This window comes from Tsukamurella strandjordii, from assembly GCF_039525985.1.
Classification (GTDB): Bacteria; Actinomycetota; Actinomycetes; order Mycobacteriales; family Mycobacteriaceae; genus Tsukamurella; species Tsukamurella strandjordii.
In genome coordinates this window covers 133,231-154,740 of the sequence record NZ_BAAAII010000012.1, presented here as the reverse complement: position 1 = coordinate 154,740, position 21,510 = coordinate 133,231, and the positions used below count along the sequence as shown (strand labels likewise).

Annotated in this window: 19 protein-coding genes; 5 read left to right on the top strand and 14 right to left on the bottom strand. The window is 69.3% G+C overall.

Annotated features, from left to right (window positions below):
• Positions 1–274: 274 nt before the first annotated feature.
• Genes ABD108_RS19740 through ABD108_RS19730 form a run of 3 tightly spaced genes read right to left on the bottom strand, consistent with a single transcriptional unit; the run spans position 275 to position 4,222 of the window.
• Positions 275–3,157 carry a DEAD/DEAH box helicase gene (locus ABD108_RS19740; RefSeq protein WP_343931167.1) on the bottom strand — a complete coding sequence of 961 codons (2,883 nt, stop codon included), beginning with the start codon at positions 3,155–3,157 and terminating at the stop codon, positions 275–277.
• Positions 3,158–3,159: 2 nt separating this feature from the next.
• The gene (locus ABD108_RS19735) at positions 3,160–3,783 is read right to left on the bottom strand and encodes a GNAT family N-acetyltransferase (RefSeq protein ID WP_343931166.1); all 624 of its coding nucleotides are present in this window, start codon (positions 3,781–3,783) and stop codon (positions 3,160–3,162) included.
• A gap of 10 nt (positions 3,784–3,793) precedes the next feature.
• On the bottom strand, positions 3,794–4,222 hold the full coding sequence (locus ABD108_RS19730) for an acyl-CoA thioesterase (RefSeq protein ID WP_343931165.1): 429 nt from the start codon (positions 4,220–4,222) through the stop codon (positions 3,794–3,796).
• Between the two features lie 123 nt (positions 4,223–4,345).
• Here ABD108_RS19730 and ABD108_RS19725 point away from each other — a divergent pair, with 123 nt between their 5' ends.
• Together ABD108_RS19725 and ABD108_RS19720 are read left to right on the top strand one after the other, a co-directional pair.
• Positions 4,346–5,101, top strand: a complete 756-nt coding sequence (locus tag ABD108_RS19725; RefSeq protein ID WP_343931164.1) for a hypothetical protein — start codon at positions 4,346–4,348, stop codon at positions 5,099–5,101.
• A gap of 114 nt (positions 5,102–5,215) precedes the next feature.
• Positions 5,216–8,941 carry a multifunctional oxoglutarate decarboxylase/oxoglutarate dehydrogenase thiamine pyrophosphate-binding subunit/dihydrolipoyllysine-residue succinyltransferase subunit gene (locus ABD108_RS19720; protein WP_343931163.1) on the top strand — a complete coding sequence of 1,242 codons (3,726 nt, stop codon included), beginning with the start codon at positions 5,216–5,218 and terminating at the stop codon, positions 8,939–8,941.
• 71 nt (positions 8,942–9,012) lie between these two features.
• On the opposite strand, the gene ABD108_RS19715 is transcribed toward ABD108_RS19720, so the two are convergent.
• Entirely contained in the window at positions 9,013–9,660 is a 648-nt protein-coding gene (locus ABD108_RS19715; protein WP_220658325.1) for a TetR/AcrR family transcriptional regulator, read from the bottom strand.
• Between the two features lie 122 nt (positions 9,661–9,782).
• On the opposite strand from ABD108_RS19715, the gene ABD108_RS19710 reads away from it, so the two are divergent.
• Positions 9,783–10,610, top strand: a complete 828-nt coding sequence (locus ABD108_RS19710) for an SDR family NAD(P)-dependent oxidoreductase (RefSeq protein ID WP_343931162.1) — start codon at positions 9,783–9,785, stop codon at positions 10,608–10,610.
• Positions 10,611–10,613: 3 nt separating this feature from the next.
• Here the strand turns inward: ABD108_RS19710 and ABD108_RS19705 are convergent, their stop codons facing one another.
• Positions 10,614–11,513, bottom strand: coding sequence for a type 2 periplasmic-binding domain-containing protein (locus tag ABD108_RS19705; RefSeq protein WP_343931161.1), 900 nt, complete (start codon positions 11,511–11,513; stop codon positions 10,614–10,616).
• Between the two features lie 90 nt (positions 11,514–11,603).
• On the opposite strand from ABD108_RS19705, the gene corA reads away from it, so the two are divergent.
• Positions 11,604–12,680: a magnesium/cobalt transporter CorA gene (gene corA / locus ABD108_RS19700; RefSeq protein WP_343931160.1), complete on the top strand. Its 1,077-nt coding sequence runs from the start codon at positions 11,604–11,606 to the stop codon at positions 12,678–12,680.
• Positions 12,681–12,722: 42 nt separating this feature from the next.
• Positions 12,723–13,535, top strand: a complete 813-nt coding sequence (locus tag ABD108_RS19695) for a hypothetical protein (protein ID WP_343931159.1) — start codon at positions 12,723–12,725, stop codon at positions 13,533–13,535.
• On the opposite strand, the gene ABD108_RS19690 is transcribed toward ABD108_RS19695, so the two are convergent.
• The 9 genes from ABD108_RS19690 to ABD108_RS19650 form a co-directional block, all read right to left on the bottom strand.
• On the bottom strand, positions 13,532–14,161 hold the full coding sequence (locus ABD108_RS19690) for a suppressor of fused domain protein (RefSeq protein WP_220658320.1): 630 nt from the start codon (positions 14,159–14,161) through the stop codon (positions 13,532–13,534). The genes ABD108_RS19695 and ABD108_RS19690 overlap by 4 nt on opposite strands.
• Before the next feature lie 27 nt (positions 14,162–14,188).
• Positions 14,189–15,061, bottom strand: a complete 873-nt coding sequence (locus ABD108_RS19685) for a chromosome partitioning protein ParB (protein WP_305112691.1) — start codon at positions 15,059–15,061, stop codon at positions 14,189–14,191.
• Positions 15,051–15,731, bottom strand: coding sequence for a metallophosphoesterase family protein (locus ABD108_RS19680; protein ID WP_343931158.1), 681 nt, complete (start codon positions 15,729–15,731; stop codon positions 15,051–15,053). Before ABD108_RS19680 ends, ABD108_RS19685 begins: the two co-directional genes overlap by 11 nt.
• A 7-nt stretch (positions 15,732–15,738) precedes the next feature.
• Positions 15,739–16,920 carry an ABC transporter ATP-binding protein gene (locus ABD108_RS19675; RefSeq protein ID WP_305112693.1) on the bottom strand — a complete coding sequence of 394 codons (1,182 nt, stop codon included), beginning with the start codon at positions 16,918–16,920 and terminating at the stop codon, positions 15,739–15,741.
• Between the two features lie 28 nt (positions 16,921–16,948).
• Entirely contained in the window at positions 16,949–17,782 is an 834-nt protein-coding gene (locus tag ABD108_RS19670; RefSeq protein ID WP_220658316.1) for a carbohydrate ABC transporter permease, read from the bottom strand.
• Between the two features lie 10 nt (positions 17,783–17,792).
• Positions 17,793–18,731 carry a carbohydrate ABC transporter permease gene (locus ABD108_RS19665; protein WP_255585697.1) on the bottom strand — a complete coding sequence of 313 codons (939 nt, stop codon included), beginning with the start codon at positions 18,729–18,731 and terminating at the stop codon, positions 17,793–17,795.
• The gene (locus ABD108_RS19660; protein ID WP_304941251.1) at positions 18,728–20,179 is read right to left on the bottom strand and encodes an extracellular solute-binding protein; all 1,452 of its coding nucleotides are present in this window, start codon (positions 20,177–20,179) and stop codon (positions 18,728–18,730) included. Before ABD108_RS19660 ends, ABD108_RS19665 begins: the two co-directional genes overlap by 4 nt.
• Positions 20,180–20,327: 148 nt before the next feature.
• Positions 20,328–21,071, bottom strand: a complete 744-nt coding sequence (locus ABD108_RS19655; RefSeq protein WP_220658315.1) for a TetR/AcrR family transcriptional regulator — start codon at positions 21,069–21,071, stop codon at positions 20,328–20,330.
• Positions 21,072–21,122: 51 nt separating this feature from the next.
• A partial coding sequence (locus ABD108_RS19650; RefSeq protein WP_343931157.1) for a diiron oxygenase occupies positions 21,123–21,510 on the bottom strand: 388 nt, incomplete at its 5' end.

Genomic DNA, 21,510 nt, shown 5'->3' with positions numbered 1-21,510 from the left:
CGACGAAGCTGCGTCGAGAGCACCGATTCGGTAGACGATCCGAGAGCCAGCGGGATCCCCGTTTACAGAGTTCGCGTAGTAATCGAGACCGGGCGGCGGCTCGGCCCCTGCGCCCGGGGTCGCTCCGCTTCGCCCGCTCCCCGGCGCGTGGCCGGCCTGCCGCCCTGGTACTGACGTACCGGAAGGGAGTTGGCGTGTACGAGTCCGTGTACGACAGCGTGTACGAACATCCCGAGAATCATGCCGATCATGGGACGATTCGGTGCCAAAAGCCCTAGACGACAGTCCCTTCAGACAGCCGCACCAGTTCGTACAGCTCATCGTTGTTCAGCTCGGTGAGCCAGGCCTCGCCGGTCTGCACCGTCATGTCCGACAGCTCCCGCTTGGCCGCGATCACCCCGTCGATCCGCTCCTCCAGCGTTCCCGCGCACACGAACTTGCGCACCTGCACGGCCCTGGTCTGCCCGATCCGGAAGGCCCGGTCGGTGGCCTGGTTCTCGACCGCCGGATTCCACCAACGATCCACGTGCACCACATGATTCGCAGCCGTGAGGTTCAGTCCGGTGCCGCCCGACTTCACCGTGGCCACCAGGACCGGAGCACCGTCGCCCGCCTGGAACCGCTCGACCATCGCGTCCCGATCGCGGCGCGGCACCGAACCGTCGAGCACCGGGACCTCCGCGCCGAGCAGCCCGGTGAGCCAGGGCTGCAGCATCCGCGCGAACTCGGCGTACTGGGTGAACACCAGCGCCCGCTCACCGTCGGCGGCAACGGTCTCCAGGATGTCGGCGAGCAGTTCCACCTTGCCCGACCGGTGCTGCCCGCGGCGCAGCAGCGGCGAGCCGTCGTCCAGGTAGTGAGCCGGGTGGTTGCACACCTGCTTGAGCCGGGTGAGCGAGGCCAACACCAGCCCCCGCCGGGGCATCCCCTCGGACCGGCGGAGCTCCTCGACGAGGCGGTTCAGCACCGCCTGGTACAGGCCCGCCTGCTCCGGCGTGAGCGAGGCGCGAACGGTGAACTCCGCCTTCTCCGGAAGCTCCGGAGCGATATCCGGATCGGTCTTCACCCGGCGCAGGATGAACGGCGAGGTGAGCGACGTGAGACGCCGCGCCGCAGCCCGGTCCTGTTCCCGTTCGATCGGCATCGCGAACCGATTGCGGAAGGTCCGGGCGGAGCCGAGCAGTCCCGGATTCACCAGGTCGATCACCGCCCGCAGGTCCTCCAAACGGTTCTCGACGGGCGTGCCGGTGAGGGCCACCCGGTGCGCCGCCGGAATCGCGCGCAGCGCCTTGGCCGCGGCCGTGTTCACGTTCTTCACGTGCTGCGCCTCGTCGACCACGATGCGGCCCCACCGCAAGGCCGACAGCAGCTCCCGGTCGCGGGAGGCCAGCGCGAAAGTGGTGATCACGATGTCCGCCTCCGCGACCGCCGCGGCGAAGGCCTCCCCGGAGGCGCGGTCGGAGCCGTGGTGCACCAGCACCCGCAGGCCCGGTGCGAACCGCTGAGCCTCGGCGGCCCAGTTCCCCACCACCGACATCGGGCACACGATCAGCGTAGGAGCCGGGGCATCGACCGCCGCATCGCCGCGCTCGTGACACAGCAGCGCGAGCACCTGGATCGTCTTCCCGAGCCCCATGTCATCGGCGAGTACCGCACCGATCCCGCTGCGCCACAACGTGACCAACCACTCCAGACCGCGCAGCTGGTAGGGCCGCAGCTCGGCCTTCAAGGCCGACGGCGCGGTCACCGTCGCGGGGGCGATGGTGCCACCCCGGTACACCGAGTCGAGCCAGCCGAGACCGTCCACCGCGACCAACGGCGCCGGCAGCGCGGCGGGGTCGGCGATGAGGCCGAGCAGGTCACCGAGGTCGTGCGCCGTGCCGTCCTCCTTGGCCTTGCGCTGCTCGGCCACGAAGCGCGCCGCGTGCGCCAACGTGCGCCGGTCCGCGCGTACCCAGCGGCCACGCACCTTGACCAGACCGGACATGGTGTTCGCGAGACCGGCCAGCTCGCTGGCCGTGAGCACCGCATCGCCCACGGCGAGCTGCCAGGCGAAATCCTTGATCTCGGCGAGCCCGGCCTGCACCGTGAGCGCGGTGCGGCCGGGCTGCTCGCGACCAGTGAGCCGCAGCGCCGGCCGCACCGTGGCGATCGAGGTGGGCAGCAGTACCTCGTACCCCGCCTTGGTCAAGCCCGGAGCCCCCTCCAGGAACAGGGCCTCCGCCTCGCCCGTGGTGAGCAGGAAGTCCAGCGAACCCGGGTCCTGCCGAACACCTTTGAGTGGCGGGTACACCGCGAGGGCGCGGGCGAGCTCGCTCGCCAGGTCGTCCAGGTCGACGGGGCTCATCCGCACCGGATCGGCACGGACGGGAGCCGCCCCCGGCACCCGCCGGCACACCTCCAGCCGCCACGGCGCATCCGCCGGAGCGGGCACCGGGTCGATCTCGCCGGGCCGCTTACCGTCGGGTTCGATCAGCCGGAGCACCAGCAGGGTCTCGGCGGAGCGGACACTGCCCGACCACTCGGTCCACGCCGCGGGTGCGCCGGCGTCGGCGACCCTGTCCGCGGGGAGCGGCTCACCGTCGACCAGGGCGCGCAGGGAGGGCGCCGCCACCCAGTCCCACGGCCCCGCGCCGAGCCTCCGGCGCGCGTACCGGTCCGTGAGCTCGGCCGCCATGTCCAGGATCGCGGCCAGGTCTCCCCCGCGCCGCAGCGCGGCGGGCATCGCCGCGGCGGCGGTCTGCACCCAGGTGCGCCACTGCACCGATTCCAGTGGGGCCCACCGCACCAGCCATTCGCCGTCGTCGCTGCGCAACACCGGGGTGACCGCACCGATCGCCACGAACCGCTCCACCGACTTCGCCACCCACCGCAGGTAGCGCAGGTCGCCACCGCCGTCGTCCGGGCCGAGCTCGTCGAGCAGTGCGGCGGCCCGCTCGGGGCCGAGCGTGAGCACAGGCGCGACGAGCTGCCCCTGCGGGCCGGCAACGGTGGTGGAGCGGCGTGGCCTACGGTCGCCGAGGACGGCGGCCACCGTCGCGGGGAGCACCGCGGGATCGGGTTCGGCGGTGGGCTCACCGAGATCGTCGGAGAACCACAACGCCAGGCCGAGCCCGGGACGCCAGAGCCCGTGCGCGGCCGCCTGGGGGCGAGGCACGGCTACTCCGCCACAGCGCGATACGCCTCGTGCCGGTGGCGCAGACGGTGCCGCAGGTGCGACCGCACGGCCGGCCACTCGTGCCGAAGGATGGAGAAGAGCACCGCATCGAGCAGGGCGCCGTTGCGGTAGCGCTTGTTGCTGCGCAGCACGCCGTCCTGCTTGGCTCCGAGCCGCGCGATGGCCTCCCGCGACTGGGTGTTCACCCACTGCGTACGCAGGCCGATGCACTCACAGCCGAGCGTGTCGAAGGCGTGCTCGAGGAGCAGCAGCTTCGATTCGGCGTTGGTGCCGGTGCCGTGCGCGGAGGCGCGGTTCCAGGTGTAACCGATCTCCATCCGGGGCACGTCGGGATCGATGTCGTAGTAGGTGGTCATGCCCAGCACCCGGCCCGCCGTGTCGATCGCGGTGAACGGGATCATCTGCCCGTTCGCCTGCAGATCCAGCCGGCGGTCGATCTCGGCCGCAAGCCCCGACGGTGCCGGGACGGAGGTGTACCAGCGGTCCCACAGCTGCCCGTCCTCGAGCGCTTCGAGCAGACCGTCGTAATGGTCGTGCGACAGCGGGGCCAGAGTGACCAGGTGCCCGGTGAGCGTGACCGGCTGCAGCGGGGTGGAGAACGCCATGCAGCGGAGACTACGCGTCGCCACCGACACGGAGCCGACCGAGCGCGGCCCGCAGGCCGTCCGGGATCGGCGTGGGCCGGCGGGTCCCGCGGTCGACGAAGACGTGCACGAACCAGCCCTCCGCCGCGGCCTCGCCGTTCTCGCCGAAGAGCGTCACGGCGTAGGTCACGCTGGAGCCACCGAGCCGGGTGACGGCCAGACCCGCCGTCACCCGCTCCGGGAAGGCCAGCGGGGCGTCGTAGCGGCAGTGAGATTCCACACAGAGCCCGATGGTCGGGCCCGCATGGATGTCCAGGCCGCCCTCCCGGATCAGATAGGTGTTGATCACCGTGTCGAAGAAGCTGTAGTACTCGACGTTGTTGACGTGCCCGTATACGTCGTTGTCCTTCCACCGGGTGGGGATCTCGAGGGTGTACGGCTGCTCGTCGATGCTCGGCACGGGTCGCACCCTACGCGGCGAGCCCACCCCGGTCCGTCCGGACGGGGAATGAATATCGCGTTGCAGTGGTAACAAGGGGTGGAGAGCGGTGCCCGCTGCGGGCGCCCAGCTACGGAGGTCATCATGGCGAAACAGCCCGCCAACATCGAGCCCAACGTGCCCGCCACCCGTGACGGCGGCGGCGTGCTGGGCTCCGTCATCGATCGCGCCGCCCGGCTCCAGGCCCCCGCGGTGGCGAAGTACGTCACGAGCCTGCGCGAGGCGCACCCGGACGAGAGCCCGGCGCAGATCATCGAGCGGATCGAGAAGCGCTACCTGCTCACCGTGACCGGCACCGGCGGCGCTGCGGGCGCCACCGCCGCCGTCCCGGGCGTGGGCACCCTGGCCGCGATCGGCACCGTCGGCGCCGAGACCGTGGTCTTCATGGAGGCCTCCGCGCTGTACGCCCTGGCCGTGGCCGACGTCTACGGCATCTCGCCCGACGATCGCGAGCTGCGCAAGGCGCTCGTGCTCACCGCGGTACTCGGCGAGGCGGGTCTCGGTGCCCTGCGCACCACCGTCGGTGCTAAGAACGCCACCCTGATGAACCTGAAGAAGAACCCCACCCAGCTCCCGGGCCTGGGCAACCTCAACAAGCAGCTGATGAAGATGTTCAGCCGGCGGTTCCTGGCGAAGAAGTCGCCGCTGGTCCTCGGCAAGCTGCTCCCCGCGGGCATCGGCGCCGTGGTGGGCGCGGGCGGCAACCGCGTGCTGGGCAAGGGCGTCATCAAGAACTCCCGGAACGCCTTCGGTCCGGTCCCGACCACGTGGCCGTCCCCCGGCCTGCGGGTCGTCGAGGGCTCGGTGGCCGAGCCCGGCGGGACGGCGTTACCGGAGTAACCCGCCGCACGAATTACGCGGTGGACTACCCTGGACCACGCAGATTTGCGCCGACTGCGATCCGGTTCGGCGCACGCATGATACGACGATGATGAATCGAGGCGAGGACCTGCCGTGAGCAGCAGTTCTGTATCGGATTTCGGCCAAAACGAGTGGCTGGTCGAGGAGATGTACGAGCGGTTCAAGGCCGACCCGAATTCGGTCGACCCGAGCTGGCACGATTTCCTCTCCAAGTATCAGCCCGGCGGCACCGACGCCGCGGCGAACGGTAGCGCTCCCAGCGCACCCGCCGCGCCGAAAGCCCCCGCTGCTCCGGCCCCCGCGGCCGCCGCACCCGCGGTGGCCGCGCCGGCGAAGACCTCGGAGTCCACGCTGACTCCGGCGCCCTCCGCCCCGGTGACCCCGGCACCGTCCTCGCCGGCCAAGCCCGCACCCGCACCGAAGACCCCCGCCGCGGCCGAGTTCCCCGCCGAGGAGGAGCATCAGGTGCTTCGCGGCGCCGCGAACGCCGTGGTCAAGAACATGAACGCGAGCCGTGAGATCCCGACGGCCACGTCCGTCCGCGCGATGCCGGTCAAGGTCATGTTCGACAACCGCGTGGTGATCAACAACCACCTCGCGCGCACCCGCGGCGGCAAGATCAGCTTCACCCACATCCTGGGATACGCGCTGGTCCAGGGCGTCAAGGCGTTCCCGAACATGAACCGGCACTTCGCCGAGATCGACGGTAAGCCGAACGCGGTCACCCCGCCCCACGTCAACCTCGGCATCGCGATCGACCTGGTGGGCAAGAACGGCAGCCGCAGCCTCGTGGTGGCCGGCGTCAAGGGCGCCGAGACCATGGACTTCTCGCAGTTCGTGGCCGCCTACGAGGACATCGTGCGCCGCGCCCGCAACGGCAAGCTGACCGCGGAGGACTTCGCGGGCGTCACCATCTCGCTGACCAACCCCGGCGGCATCGGCACCGTGCACTCGGTGCCCCGCCTCATGGTGGGCCAGGGAGCGATCATCGGTGTGGGCGCCATGGAGTACCCCGCCGAGTTCCAGGGCGCCAGCGAAGAGAAGATCGCCGACCTCGCCGTCGGCAAGCTCACCACGCTGACCTCCACGTACGACCACCGCATCATCCAGGGCGCCGAGTCCGGCGACTTCCTGCGGTACGTGCACGAGCTCACCCTGAGCGACGAGTTCTGGGACGACATCTTCCGCACCCTGCACGTGCCCTACGAGCCCGTGCGCTGGCGTCGCGACATCCCGCCGCACGGCATCGACAAGGACGCCCGCGTCCTCGAGCTGATCGCGGCGTACCGCGCCCGCGGCCACCTGATGGCCGATGTGGACCCGCTGCGCTTCAACAACGACAAGCTCGAATCGCACCCCGACCTCAACGTGCTCACCTACGAGCTCACGCTGTGGGACCTGGACCGCACCTTCAACGTGGGCGGATTCCACGGTGAAGACCGGCTCAAGCTGCGCAAGGTGCTGTCGGTGCTGCGCGATGCGTACTGCCGCCACGTGGGCATCGAGTACGCGCACATCCTCGAGCCCGAGCAGCAGAAGTGGCTGCAGGAGCGCGTGGAGACCAAGGACACCAAGCCCACGGTCGCCGAGCAGAAGTACATCCTGTCCAAGCTCAACGCCGCCGAGGCCTTCGAGACCTTCCTGCAGACCAAGTACGTCGGCCAGAAGCGCTTCTCGCTGGAGGGCGCCGAGTCGGTCATCCCGATGATGGACGCCGTGCTGGATCAGGCCGCCGAGCACTCGCTCGACGAGGTCGTCATCGGCATGCCTCACCGCGGCCGCCTCAACGTGCTGGCGAACATCGTCGGCAAGCCGTACAGCAAGATCTTCACCGAGTTCGAGGGCAACCTGAACCCGGCGCAGGCGCACGGCTCGGGCGACGTGAAGTACCACCTCGGCGCCGAGGGCAAGTACTACCAGATGTTCGGCGAGAACGAGATCACCGTCTCGCTGGTGGCCAACCCCTCGCACCTCGAGGCGGTCGACCCGGTGCTCGAGGGCATCGTGCACGCCAAGCAGGACATGAAGAACCCGCCCGAGGGCGTGCACCCCGTGATGCCGCTGATGCTGCACGGCGATGCGGCCTTCGCCGGACAGGGCGTGGTGGCCGAGACGCTGAACATGGCGAACCTCGACGGCTTCTCCAACGGCGGCACGATCCACATCGTGGTGAACAACCAGGTGGGCTTCACCACCTCGCCGGAGAACTCGCGCAGCTCGCAGTACTGCACCGACGTCGCGAAGATGATCGGCGCGCCGATCTTCCACGTCAACGGCGACGATCCCGAGGCCTGCGTGTGGGTGGCCAAGCTGGCCGTCGACTTCCGTGAGCGTTTCCACAAGGACGTCGTGATCGACCTCGTCTGCTACCGCCGCCGCGGTCACAACGAGGGCGACGACCCGTCGATGACGCAGCCCGGCATGTACGACGTGATCGACACCAAGCGCGGTGTCCGCAAGTCCTACACCGAGGCCCTCATCGGCCGTGGCGACATCTCCACCAAGGAGGCCGAGGACGCGCTGCGCGACTACCAGGGCCAGTTGGAGCGGGTCTTCAACGAGGTCAAGGAGCTGGAGAAGTTCCAGGCCGAGCCCGCCCCGTCGATCATCGCCGACCAGCCGCTGCCCAGTTCGCTGGTGACGGCCGTGCCGCTCGAGCAACTGCAGCGCATCGGCGACGCGTACGCCAACGTCCCCGAGGGCTTCACCGTGCACCCGCGTGTGGCCCCCGTGGTCAAGCGCCGCTTCGAGATGTCGCGCGACGGCGGCGTCGACTGGGCCTTCGGCGAGCTGCTCGCCTTCGGCACCCTGCTGGAGGAGGGCCGCACGGTCCGCCTCGCCGGCCAGGACAGCCGCCGCGGCACGTTCACGCAGCGTCACGCGGTGCTGATCGACCGGCAGACCGGCGCGGAGTACACCCCGCTCGATCACCTGGGCGAGGACGGCGCGGAGTCGCCCGGCCGGTTCATGGTCTACGACTCGGCGCTCACCGAGTTCGCGGGCCTGGGCTTCGAGTACGGCTACTCGGTGGCCGACGAGTCGGCGCTGGTGTGCTGGGAGGCGCAGTTCGGCGACTTCGTCAACGGCGCGCAGTCGATCATCGACGAGTTCATCAGCTCGGGCGAGGCCAAGTGGGGCCAGACCTCCGGTGTCACGCTGCTGCTCCCCCACGGCCACGAGGGTCAGGGCCCCGATCACACGTCGGCCCGCATCGAGCGGTTCCTGCAGCTGTGCGCCGAGGGTTCGATGACGGTCGCGATGCCGTCGACCCCCGCGTCGTACTTCCACCTGCTGCGTCGTCACGCCCTCGACGGTGTGCGCCGCCCGATGGTGGTGGCCACGCCGAAGTCGATGCTGCGCAACAAGGCCGCGGTGAGCCCGCTGGAGGACTTCACCACGGGCAAGTTCCGTTCGGTGATCGACGACCCGAGCTTCGAGGTCGAGGGCGGCAACCGCGACGGCGTCACCAAGCTGCTGCTGGTCTCGGGCAAGCTCTACTACGAGCTCGAGGCCCGGCGGAAGAAGGACAAGCGCGACGACGTGGCGATCATCCGCCTGGAGCAGTTGTACCCGCTCCCCTCGCGCCGTCTGCCGGCCACGCTCGACAAGTACCCGAACGCCACCGATGTGCGGTGGGTGCAGGAGGAGCCGGCCAACCAGGGTGCATGGCCGTTCTTCGGCCTGGAGCTGCCGCAGCTCGACGGACGGCTCGTGGGCATCAAGCGCGTCTCGCGGCGCGCGATGTCGGCACCGTGCTCGGGTTCGTCGAAGGTGCACGCCGTGGAGCAGGCACAGATCATCGACGAGGCCTTCGCCTGATCGACTGAATCACGATGCAGGGCCGGTCTTCCCACTGGGAGGGCCGGCCCTCCTCGTCGGTGCGGGCCGCGCTAGACCAGATCGAGGCCGACCGCGCCGGCCATACCGACGAACATCGTCGCGAGGTGATCGACCACCTCGTCACGCGTCATCTCGGCGAAACCGGCGTTCTCGTCGAGCCATTGCACGAGGGTCTCCTCGACCACCGCGATCCAACCGTGCACGGCGAGTACGAACCGGGTCGATCGTTCGATGCCGATGTTCTCGGCCTGCTGTACGAACTGATCGACGATCTGCTCGCGGACCGATTTCACGGCGGTCCGGATCCGCGGCTCCGACCAGCTGACACCGGCGAGCATCGGCAGCAGGGACTGCCGGTTCTCCATGATGTGATCGACGTAGGTGCCGAGGGTGGCGCTGAGGATCGGCATCACGTCGGCGATGTCCGCGGGATCGCGTTCCGGGGTGGCCACCTCGCCGACGATGCGGGCCTGCTCCTCGACGAGAGCCACCTGGAAGTCGAGCTTGGAGTCGAAGTAGTGGAACAGCAGACCGGCCGAGACGCCGGCCTGGCTGGCGATCTCCTCGATGGACACCTGTTCGAGCGCCTGGTGTTTGAGGCTCTGCAGGCCGAGGTCGATGAACTGCTGGCGCCGCGCCTGGGGGCTCAGTCGGGTGCGCTTACGCCCCACCGCGGCTGCCACGGACTTTCTGGTCACCTACTGAATGCTACTCAATAGGTCGTTGACATATGCCCGTTCCCGACCCTACTGTCGAGTAAGTACGCCGGGTTCCGGCGCATCAGTGCAGCTCAGCTTGGACAAATGTGAGGATTTCCACCATGAAGAGTTTCCGCGGCAAGGTCGCCGTCATCACCGGCGCCGCCTCCGGCATGGGCCGCGAGCTGGCCCTGCAGCTCGCCGATGAGGGCGCCAAGCTGTCGCTCTGCGATTACGATCCCGCCGGCCTGGAGGAGACCGCCGAGCTCGCCCGCGCCAGTGGCGCCGAGGTGCACACCAAGGTGGTCAATGTCGGTGAGCGCGAACAGCTCCTGGCCTACGCCGACGATGTGGTCGCGCACTACGGCACGGTCAACCTGCTGTTCAACAACGCCGGCATCGCGCACCACGAGCCCGTCGAGACCACCTCGTTCAAGGACTACGACCGGGTCATGGACATCGACTTCTGGGGCGTGGTCAACGGCACCAAGGCCTTCCTGCCGCACCTGATCGCCTCCGGCGACGCACACATCATCAACACCAGCTCCCTGTTCGGCCTGCTCGGTGTGGGCGGCCAGAGCGCCTACAACGCCGCCAAGTTCGCGGTGCGCGGGTTCACCGAGTCGCTGCGGATCGAGATGCTCGCCAGCGATCACAACGTGGGCGTCACCTGCGTGCACCCCGGCGGCATCAAGACCGCCATCGCCCGCAACGCGACCGTCGCCGAGGGGAAGAACCAGGCCGCCAGCGCCGAGATGTTCGATAAGTACCTCGCTCGCACCGAGGCCGACGACGCCGCCCGCGTCATCCTCAACGGGGTCAAGAAGAACCGCGGCCGCGTCCTGATCGGCGCCGACGCCAAGATCATCGACGTACTCGTGCGAGTGGGCGGCTCGGCGTACCAGCGGGTGAACGCGCTGGTCGATTCCCAGCTCAACAAGCGCCTCTAGCGGTCAGTGCAGCGGGTGATCGGCGCCCCAGGCGTCGGTCACCTGCTCCACGGTCTTCTCCCCCGACCGCACCTTCTCGACCATCGCGGCCAGATCGATCGTGGTCAGCTCGCCTGCGATCGCCGAGAGTCGCTTGTTCTGCTGCACCGTGACGCCGTCCCGGCGGAACAGCGGCACCACGGCGCGGGCGGGCACCGTCGAATCCGGGTCGGCAACCTGGTTGAGCTGCTGCGCCGCGGCGGTCAACGTGCCCAGCTGCGCGAGCCCGGCGCGCCCCTCGGCCACCTCGCGGGCCGCGGCGGCATCGTCGGCCACCACCGTCACCGGCCCCACGGGACAGCCGTAGCGTCCGCCGAGGTCGGTGGGGGTGCCCTGCGGGACCACCACCGGCCCGGTCAACCCCTCGCAGTCGCGCAGGCTCGCCGGGGCGGCGCCGGGCCGGGAGTACAGCATCGGCTGGTCGAGCGCGAGCGTCGGGTCACCGAGCCCGAGCCCCTCGGGGAGCACGGCGCTGAGCGCGACGAACTGGGCGTCCCACTGCGCCTTCGAATCCTTCTCCTCGGCGGCACGCGCCGTCGGCAGGGGCGCCCCGGGCCGGTAGCGGTCCCACAGCGCGCCGGTCAGCGCAGGGGCCACCGTGACCTCGCCCCGCTCCACCGCGGCCACGGCGGCGTCGCCTGGGCCGATTCCGAGCCGCGTCTCGACCGGCGTACCGATGCCGCGGAGCGCGTTCGCGTAGATCAGCCCCTCGATCCGGGAGGCGATGTCGTCGGAGGTCGCCAGGGTCACGGTGCCGGTGCTCGTCCGGGGGCCGAGATCGGAGGCGTCGCCGGCATCGGCGCAGCCGGCGAGGGCCGCCGCGAGCAGGGTCGCGGCGCCGAGGCGCAGGATCGGACTTCTCACGCCCTCTTTCTACCCGGCCTCCCGCCGCGGTGGGGAATCCGCCCGCCCGCGGGCACCGCGAACGCCGTTCGGCGGGTCTAATATCAGCGCATGCCCTCGATACCGTCCCTACCCCGGGCGGGTACGCCGCGCCGCGATGCCGTCGTGCCCCGGGTGCCCGTCCCGGTCGCACGCGCCGTGGTCGACTGCGGTGTGTACGTCGACGGTGAGCGGCTTCCGGGCCGGTTCACCTACGTCGAGGCCATCGAGGAGGTGCGCCGCCGCGGTGAGGGCTACGTGTGGGTGGGCATGCTCGATCCCGATCAACACCAGATGGACGAGGTGGCGCGGGTTTTCGGGCTGCACCCGCTGACGGTCGAGGACACGCTGGTCACCCATACCCGCCCCAAGGTCGACCGGTTCGACGACAACCTGTTCCTCATCCTCAAGACGGTCAACTACGTGGGTCACGACCGCACCGACCCGATGGCCCGCCTGATCGAGATGGGCGAGGTCATGGTGCTCGTCGGCCCCGACCACGTGATCACGGTGCGGCACGGCGAGCACGGCAGCCTGCGCCGGGTGCGGCGGAACCTGGAGGCCAACCCCGAGCTGCTCCGACTCGGTCCGTCGGCCGTGATGCACGCCGTGGCCGACCACGTGGTGGACACCTACGTGGCCGTCTCCGATCTGCTGGAGGACGATATCGACCGGGTGGAGGAGGAGGTCTTCCGCGCCCGCTCCCGGATCCAGGTCGACGAGATCTACCAGCTCAAGCGTGATGTGGTGGAACTGCGCCGCGGTATTCATCCGCTCTCGCACGCGCTCAAGCGGCTCACCTGCGATTTCGACGACATCATCCCCACCGAGATCCGGCGCTACTTCTCGGACGTGGTCGATCACCAGTCGATGGTGGCCGATCACGTGGAGACCTACAACGATGTGCTCAGTTCGCTGATCGACGCCGCGCTGGCGAAGATCGGGATGCAGCAGAACGAGGACATGCGCAAGATGTCGGCGATCATCGGCCTGGTCGCGGTGCCCACGATGATCGCCGGGATCTACGGCATGAACTTCGACAACATGCCCGAACTGCATTGGAGCTATTCCTATTACGCCGTGCTGGCCGTGATGCTGCTGGCCTGTCTCGGGCTGTTCGTCACGTTCCGCAGGATCAAGTGGCTCTGACCGCACCGGTGTGGTGATCTGAACCATCGGTACGCTTAGCTCATGATCCGTGAGCTGTGGGACCGCCGGAGCGAGCTCTGGGCCCGGGGGAACGACGGTGCGCCCGCCCACGTGTGGGTGGCGCGCAGCGCCGCGTTCGGCCTGGTCGCCGCCGCGTGGTCCACGTGGGGCGGCACGGTCGGGCAGTTCGTCCCGCAGAATCCGGTGGTCGACTTCCTCCTGAAAAACTCGACCAAGGCGCTGATCGCCCTCTACCTGCTGTACGCCGCGCGCTCGAAGCCGCGCGCCGTAGTCGCCGTCCTGGTGATCGTCGTGAGCATCATCGGTGGCGACATCGTGACCAGACTGTCCACGCAGTGGATCCTGACCATGATGAGCGCCCCGGACTACTCCGGCGGCCTCGCGTCCGAACCCGTGTACTGGTTCATCCAGGTCTCCGGCGGGATCCTCAATCTCGTCATGATCTGGGCCGCCTGGGGCATCGCGCGACGGCGCAGTACGGCGTGGGTGTGGTCGCTGCCCGTCCCGATGCTGTTCACGGTGCTCGTGCCGCTGTGGTTGCAGAACAACCTCGAGTGGGTCGGCGAGACGTCGAACCGCGTCCAGCTCGCGAACCTGCTCGTCGGCGTGCTGCCCGCGGTCGTGTCGATCCTGGCGGGGTGGGCCGCGGACGTCGCCTTCGGTTCCGCGCCGCCGGAGCAGCAGGTTCCGATCGCCGCGGAACCGACCGTGCCGGAGGGCATGGTCGCCGTGCCGCGATCGGCTCCCGATGGCGTCGCCGAGGATCCGCTCTTCGGGGCGGCGCCGCCGGACGATCCGCTGTTCGGGCCACCGGACCCGGCCGACCGCGGCTAGACCTCGCGGGCCGCGGGACGTCCGGGGTCCGACGGGTCGATGCCCGCCTCGGACCATGCCTCACGGAGTGCCGCAGCGCCTTTCAGCCGTACCCACGCCGCCTCGTTCGCGGTGATCGGATCGGCTCGCAGGAAGCGCACCGGCTCTCCGTCGCGCTCCAGGTCGGGCACCGTCGACTCGCCCAGCAGGACCGCGGTGAACGGGGCACCGGCCCAGAGCGGCGAGCCCAGGTCGACGAGCGCGTCGGGTGCCAGCACCAGTCCCTCGACCGACGGCGAGGCGCCGAGGATCGCGACCGCACGATGCACCCCGTCGAGCGCCGCGCCCGGACCGTCGGCGGCGGGAGGGGTCGACCCGGCCCGCTCGCTCCGCTCCCGGCGCCGTAGTTCGAGGACGACTTCCGCGCGCGGGCCGTCGTCCGCGGCCACGATGGCGTTCGGATCGGTCATCGGGTGGCGCGAGCAGCCGAGGCTGGCGAAGGCGACGGTGCCCTCGCCCACCCAGCGCAGCACCGTCATCGGCTCCAGGCCGAGGAAGGTCACCGATGCCGAGGCGGGCGGCGCGAAACCCCGCCCGTCGTAGTGCGCCGACAGGTGCGCCCGGACGTCGTCCACCACGGAAGTCACGGCTTCGATCCTACGAGCCCGCCCCGGTCAGAAGAATTGGCCCGGCTGCCAGGGCTTGCGGGTGGTGCGCTCGCCCACCTCATCGATGATCTCGGGACTCCACTCATGGCTGCGCACCAGCCGGTACCGCTCGCACGCCACGAAGAGGTACACCTCGGCGTCGGTGGCCTGCGCCATGATTCCCGCATCCCGGGCCATCGCCACCACGGGGCTGAACTCGTCGCGGTACCAGCGGTCCGCGACCTCTTCCCGGGACAGGTACTGGCCGGTCTCCTGGACGAGCCGGAAACCCCAGGCCTCCACTGATTCGGCGAGCACCGAGTAGTCCCAGGCGTTGGTCATCCGGATGCGGTCGCGGGCCTCCCCCGTGAGCGGCACGCGCTCCAGGAACAGCCGGCGGTGGTCCTTGAGCAGCAGGTCCGAGCGCACCGAGATGCCGTCGGCGCCCACCCGGGTCACCACCTCGGTGACGTAGGCGTCGATCGTGGTGAAACCCCGCGCGAAGGCGATGGACACGCGGTGGTGACCGTCCACCACGAAGTACATGTCGCCGATCTTCTTCACCTCGATCGGCGGCATGGCCTCACCCCGCCGCTGCGCCGCCGCGAGCCGCTGCCAGCGCGCCCGCAGGGCGGGTGTGCGGGGACGGAAGTACCGGTCGAAATCCCGTGTGCGATCGACACTGCCGACGATCTGTGCGGTCGGGATCACCTGCAGTCCGAGGTTGCGCTCGGAGACCATGCCGAGCGCGCCGACCACCTCGTCGTAGGGCAGCACGTCGTTCACGTCGCCGGGCCGTCGACGGATCCAGGCGGCGAGGCGCGCGATCTCCGCGCGGCGGCGGGACCGCTCGAAGTCCGAGCGGGCGTCCTCGTCGGGGAAGCCGGTGTCACGCGCCACGTCGTCGCTCCCGGATGGTGTAGGCCCCGGGCGATCCGGGGGTGATGTCGAAGTAGGTGTAGCCCACGGTGTTCAGCACCGGAACGTCGGCGATCTCCAGGTCCGGTCCGGGCCGGCCGTGCGGGTGCACGTGGCCGTGGACGAAGACCTGGGGGCGTAGCCGGCGTACGAGCGTACCGAGGGCCGCGAAGCCGCGGTGCGGCGCGTCCTCACCGTCGCCCACGCCCTGCGCCGGGGAGTGCGCGAGGACCACGTCGACGGTGGGCCGTCGCCATCGGGAGGCGAGCCACAGGCGCCAGGCCCGACGACGCTGCTGCCCCTGAGTCCACTGATTCGCCCCCGACCGGTAGCGGATCGAGCCGCCGAGGCCCGCCACCGTCAGCCCGCAGACGGTGACGATGCGCCCGTCCGCGTTCACGCCACCCCGCGGGCCGGGCGGTTCCTCCGGCAGGCCTCCGCGCACGTATCCCCCACGGGTGCGGCGGAATCCGCGGTGATCCGGGTCGTGATTGCCCGGGACGAAGACGCACGGCACGCCGTACCGGTCGACCAGCGCTTCCAGGTACTCGCCGGTCAGGTCCCCCGCGCCGAGGATCAGGTCGGGCCGCAACGTCGAGGAGGCCAGGGCCAGGCCCGGGACCTCCTCGTCGCTGACGGCGAGCACGCGCACCGCGATGCTAGAGAGCCAGGTTGACGCCGGTCGAACGGTCGAAGACGGAGATCTTCGCCGGGTCGTAGTACAGGTCGACGTCGGCGCCGCGGGCGGCGGTGGAGTCGGCGGATAGGCGCGCGACGATCTCGTCGACACCGTCGAGGGGGGCGGACTGTCCGTCGGGGGTCAGGTCGGCGAGGGCATCGACGCGACCGGTCGCGGTGGGCACCGAGAAGTGCACGAACTTGTCCGAGCCCATCGATTCGAGGACGTCGACCTTCGCGGTGAAGGTGAGGCCGCCGACCCGCTGGTTCGGGTCGAGCAGGCGGGCGTCCTCGAAGTGCTCGGGGCGGATACCCACGGTCACCTCGCCGTTCTTGTTGCCCGCGGCGGAGGCCTTCTCGGCCAGGGCGGGGGCGTCGAGGAGCAGGATCTCGCCGAGTGCGGTGTCGATGCCCACGGAGGTGAGGCGGCCGGGTACGAAGTTCATCGCGGGCGAGCCGATGAATCCGGCGACGAACAGGTTGTTGGGGCGGTCGTAGAGATCCTGCGGCGCACCGATCTGCTGAACATCGCCGCTCTTGAGCACCACGACGCGGTCGCCGAGGGTCATGGCCTCGGTCTGGTCGTGCGTGACGTACACCATGGTGGTGCCCAGGCGCTTCTGCAGCCGGGAGACCTCGGTGCGCATCTGCACGCGCAGCTTGGCGTCGAGGTTCGACAGCGGCTCGTCCATGAGGAAGGCCTTGGGGCTGCGGACGATCGCGCGGCCCATCGCCACGCGCTGGCGCTGGCCGCCGGAGAGCTGCGAGGGCCGGCGGTCGAGGTGCTGTGTGAGGTCGAGGGTGCGCGCGGCGTCCTCGACGGCGGCGTTGACCTGGTCCTTGGGCAGCTTCGCGAGCTTGAGCGGGAAGGCGATGTTCTCGCGCACCGTCATGTGCGGGTACAGCGCGTAGGACTGGAAGACCATCGCGATATCGCGGTCCTTGGGTGCCTTCTCGTTCATCCGCTCGCCGCCGATGCGCAGCTCACCGCCGGAGATGTCTTCCAGGCCGGCGATCATGTTGAGCGTGGTCGACTTGCCGCAGCCCGAGGGTCCGACGAGGATCACGAACTCGCCGTCGGCGATCTGCAGGTTGATGTCGCTGACGGCGGTGCTGCCGTCGGGGTAGGTCTTGTTGACGTGGTCCAGGACGATGTCAGCCATAGTTTTGCTCCTTGAGTACTTTCCGGCGTCAGCCCTTGACCGCGCCGGAGGTCAGACCGGCCACGATTCGTCGCTGGAAGATCAGCACGAAGATGATGATGGGGATGGTCACGATCACCGCTGCCGCGGAGATGGAACCGGTGGGAGTTTCGAATTCGCTGCTGCCGGTGAAGTTCACGATCGCCACCGGGGCGGTGATCGACGAATCCGTCGCGGTCAACGACAACGCGAACAGCAGATCGTTCCAGCAGAAGATGAACACCAGGATGGCCGCGGTCACCACGCCCGGGGCGGCGAGCGGTGCGATCACCTGGCGGAAGGCCTGCGCCGGGGTGGCGCCGTCCATCTTCGCGGCCTTCTCCAGCTCCCAGGGGATCTCGCGGAAGAACGCCGAGAGCGTGTACACCGTGAGCGGCAGCGCGAAGGTGATGTACGGCAGGATCAGGCCTGGCCAGGTGTCGAACAGGCCGATCTTGCGCTCGATGTTGAACAGCGGCGAGATCAGCGAGACCTGCGGGAACATCGCGATCAGCAGCGCCGCGCCCACGAACAGCTTCTTGCCCGGGAACTGCAACCGCGCCACGGCGTACGCGGCGAACATGCCGATGATCACGGCGATCACCGTGGAGATCAGCGCGATGCCGATCGAGTTCACCAGCGGCCGCACGAATCCGTTGCCGGAGAAGATCGCGGTGTAGTTCTCCCACGTCGGGTTGGTCGGTATCAGTTTCCCGTCGCCGACGGTGGCGACCGGCTTGAACGACAGCGAGATGATCCACAGCACGGGGATCAGCGCGTAGGCGATCACCAGCAGGTCGATCGCGCTCCAGGCCAGCTTGCGGCCGGCGGTGTTGGCAGCCATATCGTTTCCCCTACCGTCGATCGTCCGAGTCGGACCCCGGCACGGCGGTGCCGAACGCCTTGATGAAGATGAACGCGATGATCGCGACGCAGATGAAGATCAGCACCGAGATCGCCGATCCCACACCCAGGTTGAAGGCTTTGAACAGGTTGTCGTACCCCAGGATCGATACCGACCCCGTTCCGTTGCTGCCGTTGGTCAGGATGTAGATGTTGTCGAAGATCCGGAACGCGTCCAGCGTGCGGAACAGCAGTGCCACCAGGATCGCCGGCTTCATCAGCGGAATGATGATCTTGGTCAGGCGGGTCCACGGTCCGGCGCCGTCGAGCGCGGCGGCCTTGAGCAGATCGTCGGGCACCAGGGCCAGGCCGGAGAGCAGCAGCAGCGCCATGAACGGCGTGGTCTTCCACACCTCGGCCAGGATGATGATCGCCACCGACGGCCACTGCTCGGTGAGCGGGGCCGACCCGGTGGGCAGCAGGTTCGCAAGATAACCGGTCCCCGGAGTCCAGGCGTAGAACCAGGAGAACGCGGCGACCACGGTGACGATGCCGTACGGGATCAGCACCACGGTGCGCACCACGCCCTTACCGACGATGGTGCGGTGCATCACCAGCGCGATCGCCAGGCCGAGCACGAACTCGATCGCCACCGAGATCACGGTGATCAACGAGGTCATCCCCAGCGCCTGCCACCAGTAGCCGTCCTGCAGCACGGTGCCGTAGTTGCTGAAACCGACGAACTCGTCCTGGCCGGGAGCGGCCAGCGACGACTTCTGCAGGCTCAGCCAGAAGGCGTAGACGATCGGGTACGCCGTCACGGCCAGCATGACGATCGCGGCGGGGGCGATGAGCATCAGGCCCAGGCGCTTCTCCGCGCGCTGCCCCTCGCTCGCGGGAGCGGGGGCGGGTTCGATCCGCTCCACTGTGGCGGTCGGTCCGGATGTCATGGCACCAGGCCCTTTCCGTTCATGGCCTTCTCAGCGGCGTCGGTCAGCTTGTCCGCCAGCTGCTCCGGGTCCCACGAGCCCACGGGGGCGAGGGTGGCCTGGAGCAGGGTCGACATCGCCGTGTACTGCGGCGTGATGGGCCGGACCGCGGAGGTGTTCTCCTGCAACTGGTCCCGGATCAGCGTGGCCATCGGGTAGGCCTTGCGGAACTCCGGATCGTCGTACAGCTTCGGCAGCACCGGCGGGGTACCGCCCTTGACCGCGTACTTGCGCTCGGCCGACTCGTTGGTCAGGCAGGCCAGCGCTTCGAAGGCCTGCTTCTCGTACCGGGTGGTCTTCGCGACGGCGAAGTTGATGCCGCCCACCGTGGTCTTCGCCGGCTTGCCCGGGATCACCGACGGGTACGGCGCGAAGTCGAACTTCTGCCGTGTCAGGTTGTTGATCTCGTTGAGCTGGCCGACCGTGGGCTCCGGCGGGTTCTTATCGTCCTTCGCCGGATTGAGCAGCGCGTCGTACTTGGTGAGCTCGGGCAGGAAGGGCACCGAGCCGGCGGCGGCGTTCTGCTTGATGCCCGCGAACACGAAGGGCCAGTTCACCTGGAAGATCGCCTTGCCCGATTCCATCGCCAGGCGGGACTCGCCTTCCTTGAGCTGAGTGAACGACGGATCGCGGCCGGGTGCGGTGGCGATCGACTTCATGATGCTCAGCGCCTTGACGGTGGCGGCCCGGTGCTCCGGTGTGTCGGTGAGGGTCACCGTCTTGCCGTCGTCGGCCAGCATGCGGCCGCCCGCGCTCTCGAGCAGGGAGTTGAACCACACGACCACGCCCTCGTACTGCGCCGCCTGTGCTTCGATCTGGGTCGGCCCGCCGAGCGCGCCCGACTTACCCGCGTACTCCACCACCTGGTCCCAGGTGAGCTTCGGCGCGGCCGGACCGATCTTGCGGCCCAGCACCTTCTCCAGCGAGTCCTTGCGATACCAGAGCAGCTGCGTGTTGGTCCACGCCGGCGCGGCGTACTGGGTGTCCTGCCACATCGCCGTCTTCAGCGGGCCGGCGAGCACCGTCTTCTGCGCCGTGCGGGTGAGCGCCTCGGGCAGCGGCAGGATCCATCCCGCCTCCGCGAACTCGGCGGTCCAGTTCACGTCCAGGCCCATCAGGTCCATGGTCCGGTCGTTGCCGGTGGCGCGCCGGGCGAGCTGGAGGCGCTGATCGTCCGCACTCTTCGGCAGGGCGTGGCCGACCACCTTGTAGTCGGTGGTGGAACAGTCCTGCGCCACCTCCTTGACGAGCGTGGCGCCGTCGGCGGGGGCGTACACGTTGAGCGTGACGCCGTCCTCCTTCGCGCCGCAGCCCGCGAGGATGGTCACCCCCATCGTGGCGGCGAGGCCGGCAGCGGCCAGCTTCGCGGTTCGCCCAGGGGTGAACCCTGATCTCGGTCCGGTCGTCACGCGCCGCCTCCTAAATCCGCCCCTCGACCGGAGGCGTCGCAGCACGAAAGCTAGCGGACGCGAGCGGTGAGGTGAACCACATTCGGCATTATCGTGCCAGATCGGGCGTCCGGATTGCGCAGAGCCCGGGAATCGCCCGACGGTGCCGTCATCCTCCGGACCGTGGGTCGGTGCCGGGGCGTTCGGTGAGCTGGTGCAGCACCGTGCTGAACTCGATGTCCGGGTCCACTTCGATCCCCACGCCTCGCGCGGCACCGTCGAGCACGAACCACGTGATGCCCGTGAGCGATTCGACCACCTCGGACCGGGTTTGGCCCCGGATCGGGGCCTCGCCGCGCACCCAGCTGGTGAGCGTGGCCTCCACCATCGTGAACACGACGAAGGGAACCGCCGCGAAGCCTGTGGCGTCGAGCCCCGTGAGTGCGGCGATGCCGTCGATGGTGGCGCGGGCGCGCGTCACGATGCGTTGTTTGAGATCGCTCATGGCATCGGGGGCGTCGGGCGCGGCCTCGGACGGACCGGAACGCAACAGGTCCACCAGGCGCGGATTGTCCTGCATCCAGCCGGCCGCCGAGGCGACCGAACGCCGCAGGATCTCCCGGAGACTTCCCGAGGAGATGTCGAGATCGGCCTCGAGTTCGGCGGCGAAAGCGTCGACCACGTAGCCGCGCAGCGCCCGCGCGAGATCGTCTTTGCTCTTGAACTGGCGGTACACCACCGATTTCACGAGTCCGGCGCGGTCGGCGATGCGCTGCACCGAGATCGGGGCGCCGGGCGCGGACTCCTCGACGAGCCCCGCCGCCGCGCGCAGGATCAGATCGCGGCGCTGCGAATTGTGTTCACGCCAGCGCAGCTCGTACCCGGAGCCCGGCTCCTCGGTGTGCGTGGCCATACCGGCCGATGCTACGCGTCACCGGCGCACCCCAGCGCGAGCCGCCGGCGATCACGCCACCTGCGCGGGACGGGTGGGCTCGCCCCGGTACCTGGCGTGATGTCCGTCGATCTTGAGCAGCTTCCAGATCCGTCGGCCCGTGGGCGTCATCAATCCGAGGTCGTCGGCCAGCGCCCGCATCTCGGCGAAGTAGTCGTTGAGGAGGGCCCGCGCGGTGGGGCCGCGCCAGAAGGCCTCGCGGCGCACCTCGCGGGGCACCTCGAACTTCTCGAAGAACTCCTTCGGCGGGGTGAAGATCTCCCCCACCAGCCAGCGCATCGCGAGCGGGAAGGCCACGGCGCAGATCCGCTTCTGCCGCTTGGTCATCCCCTGCAGGTGCGCGTGCAGGAATTCGTGCGCGAAGGAGATGTGGCGGGCTTCCTCGGCCACGTGGATCTGC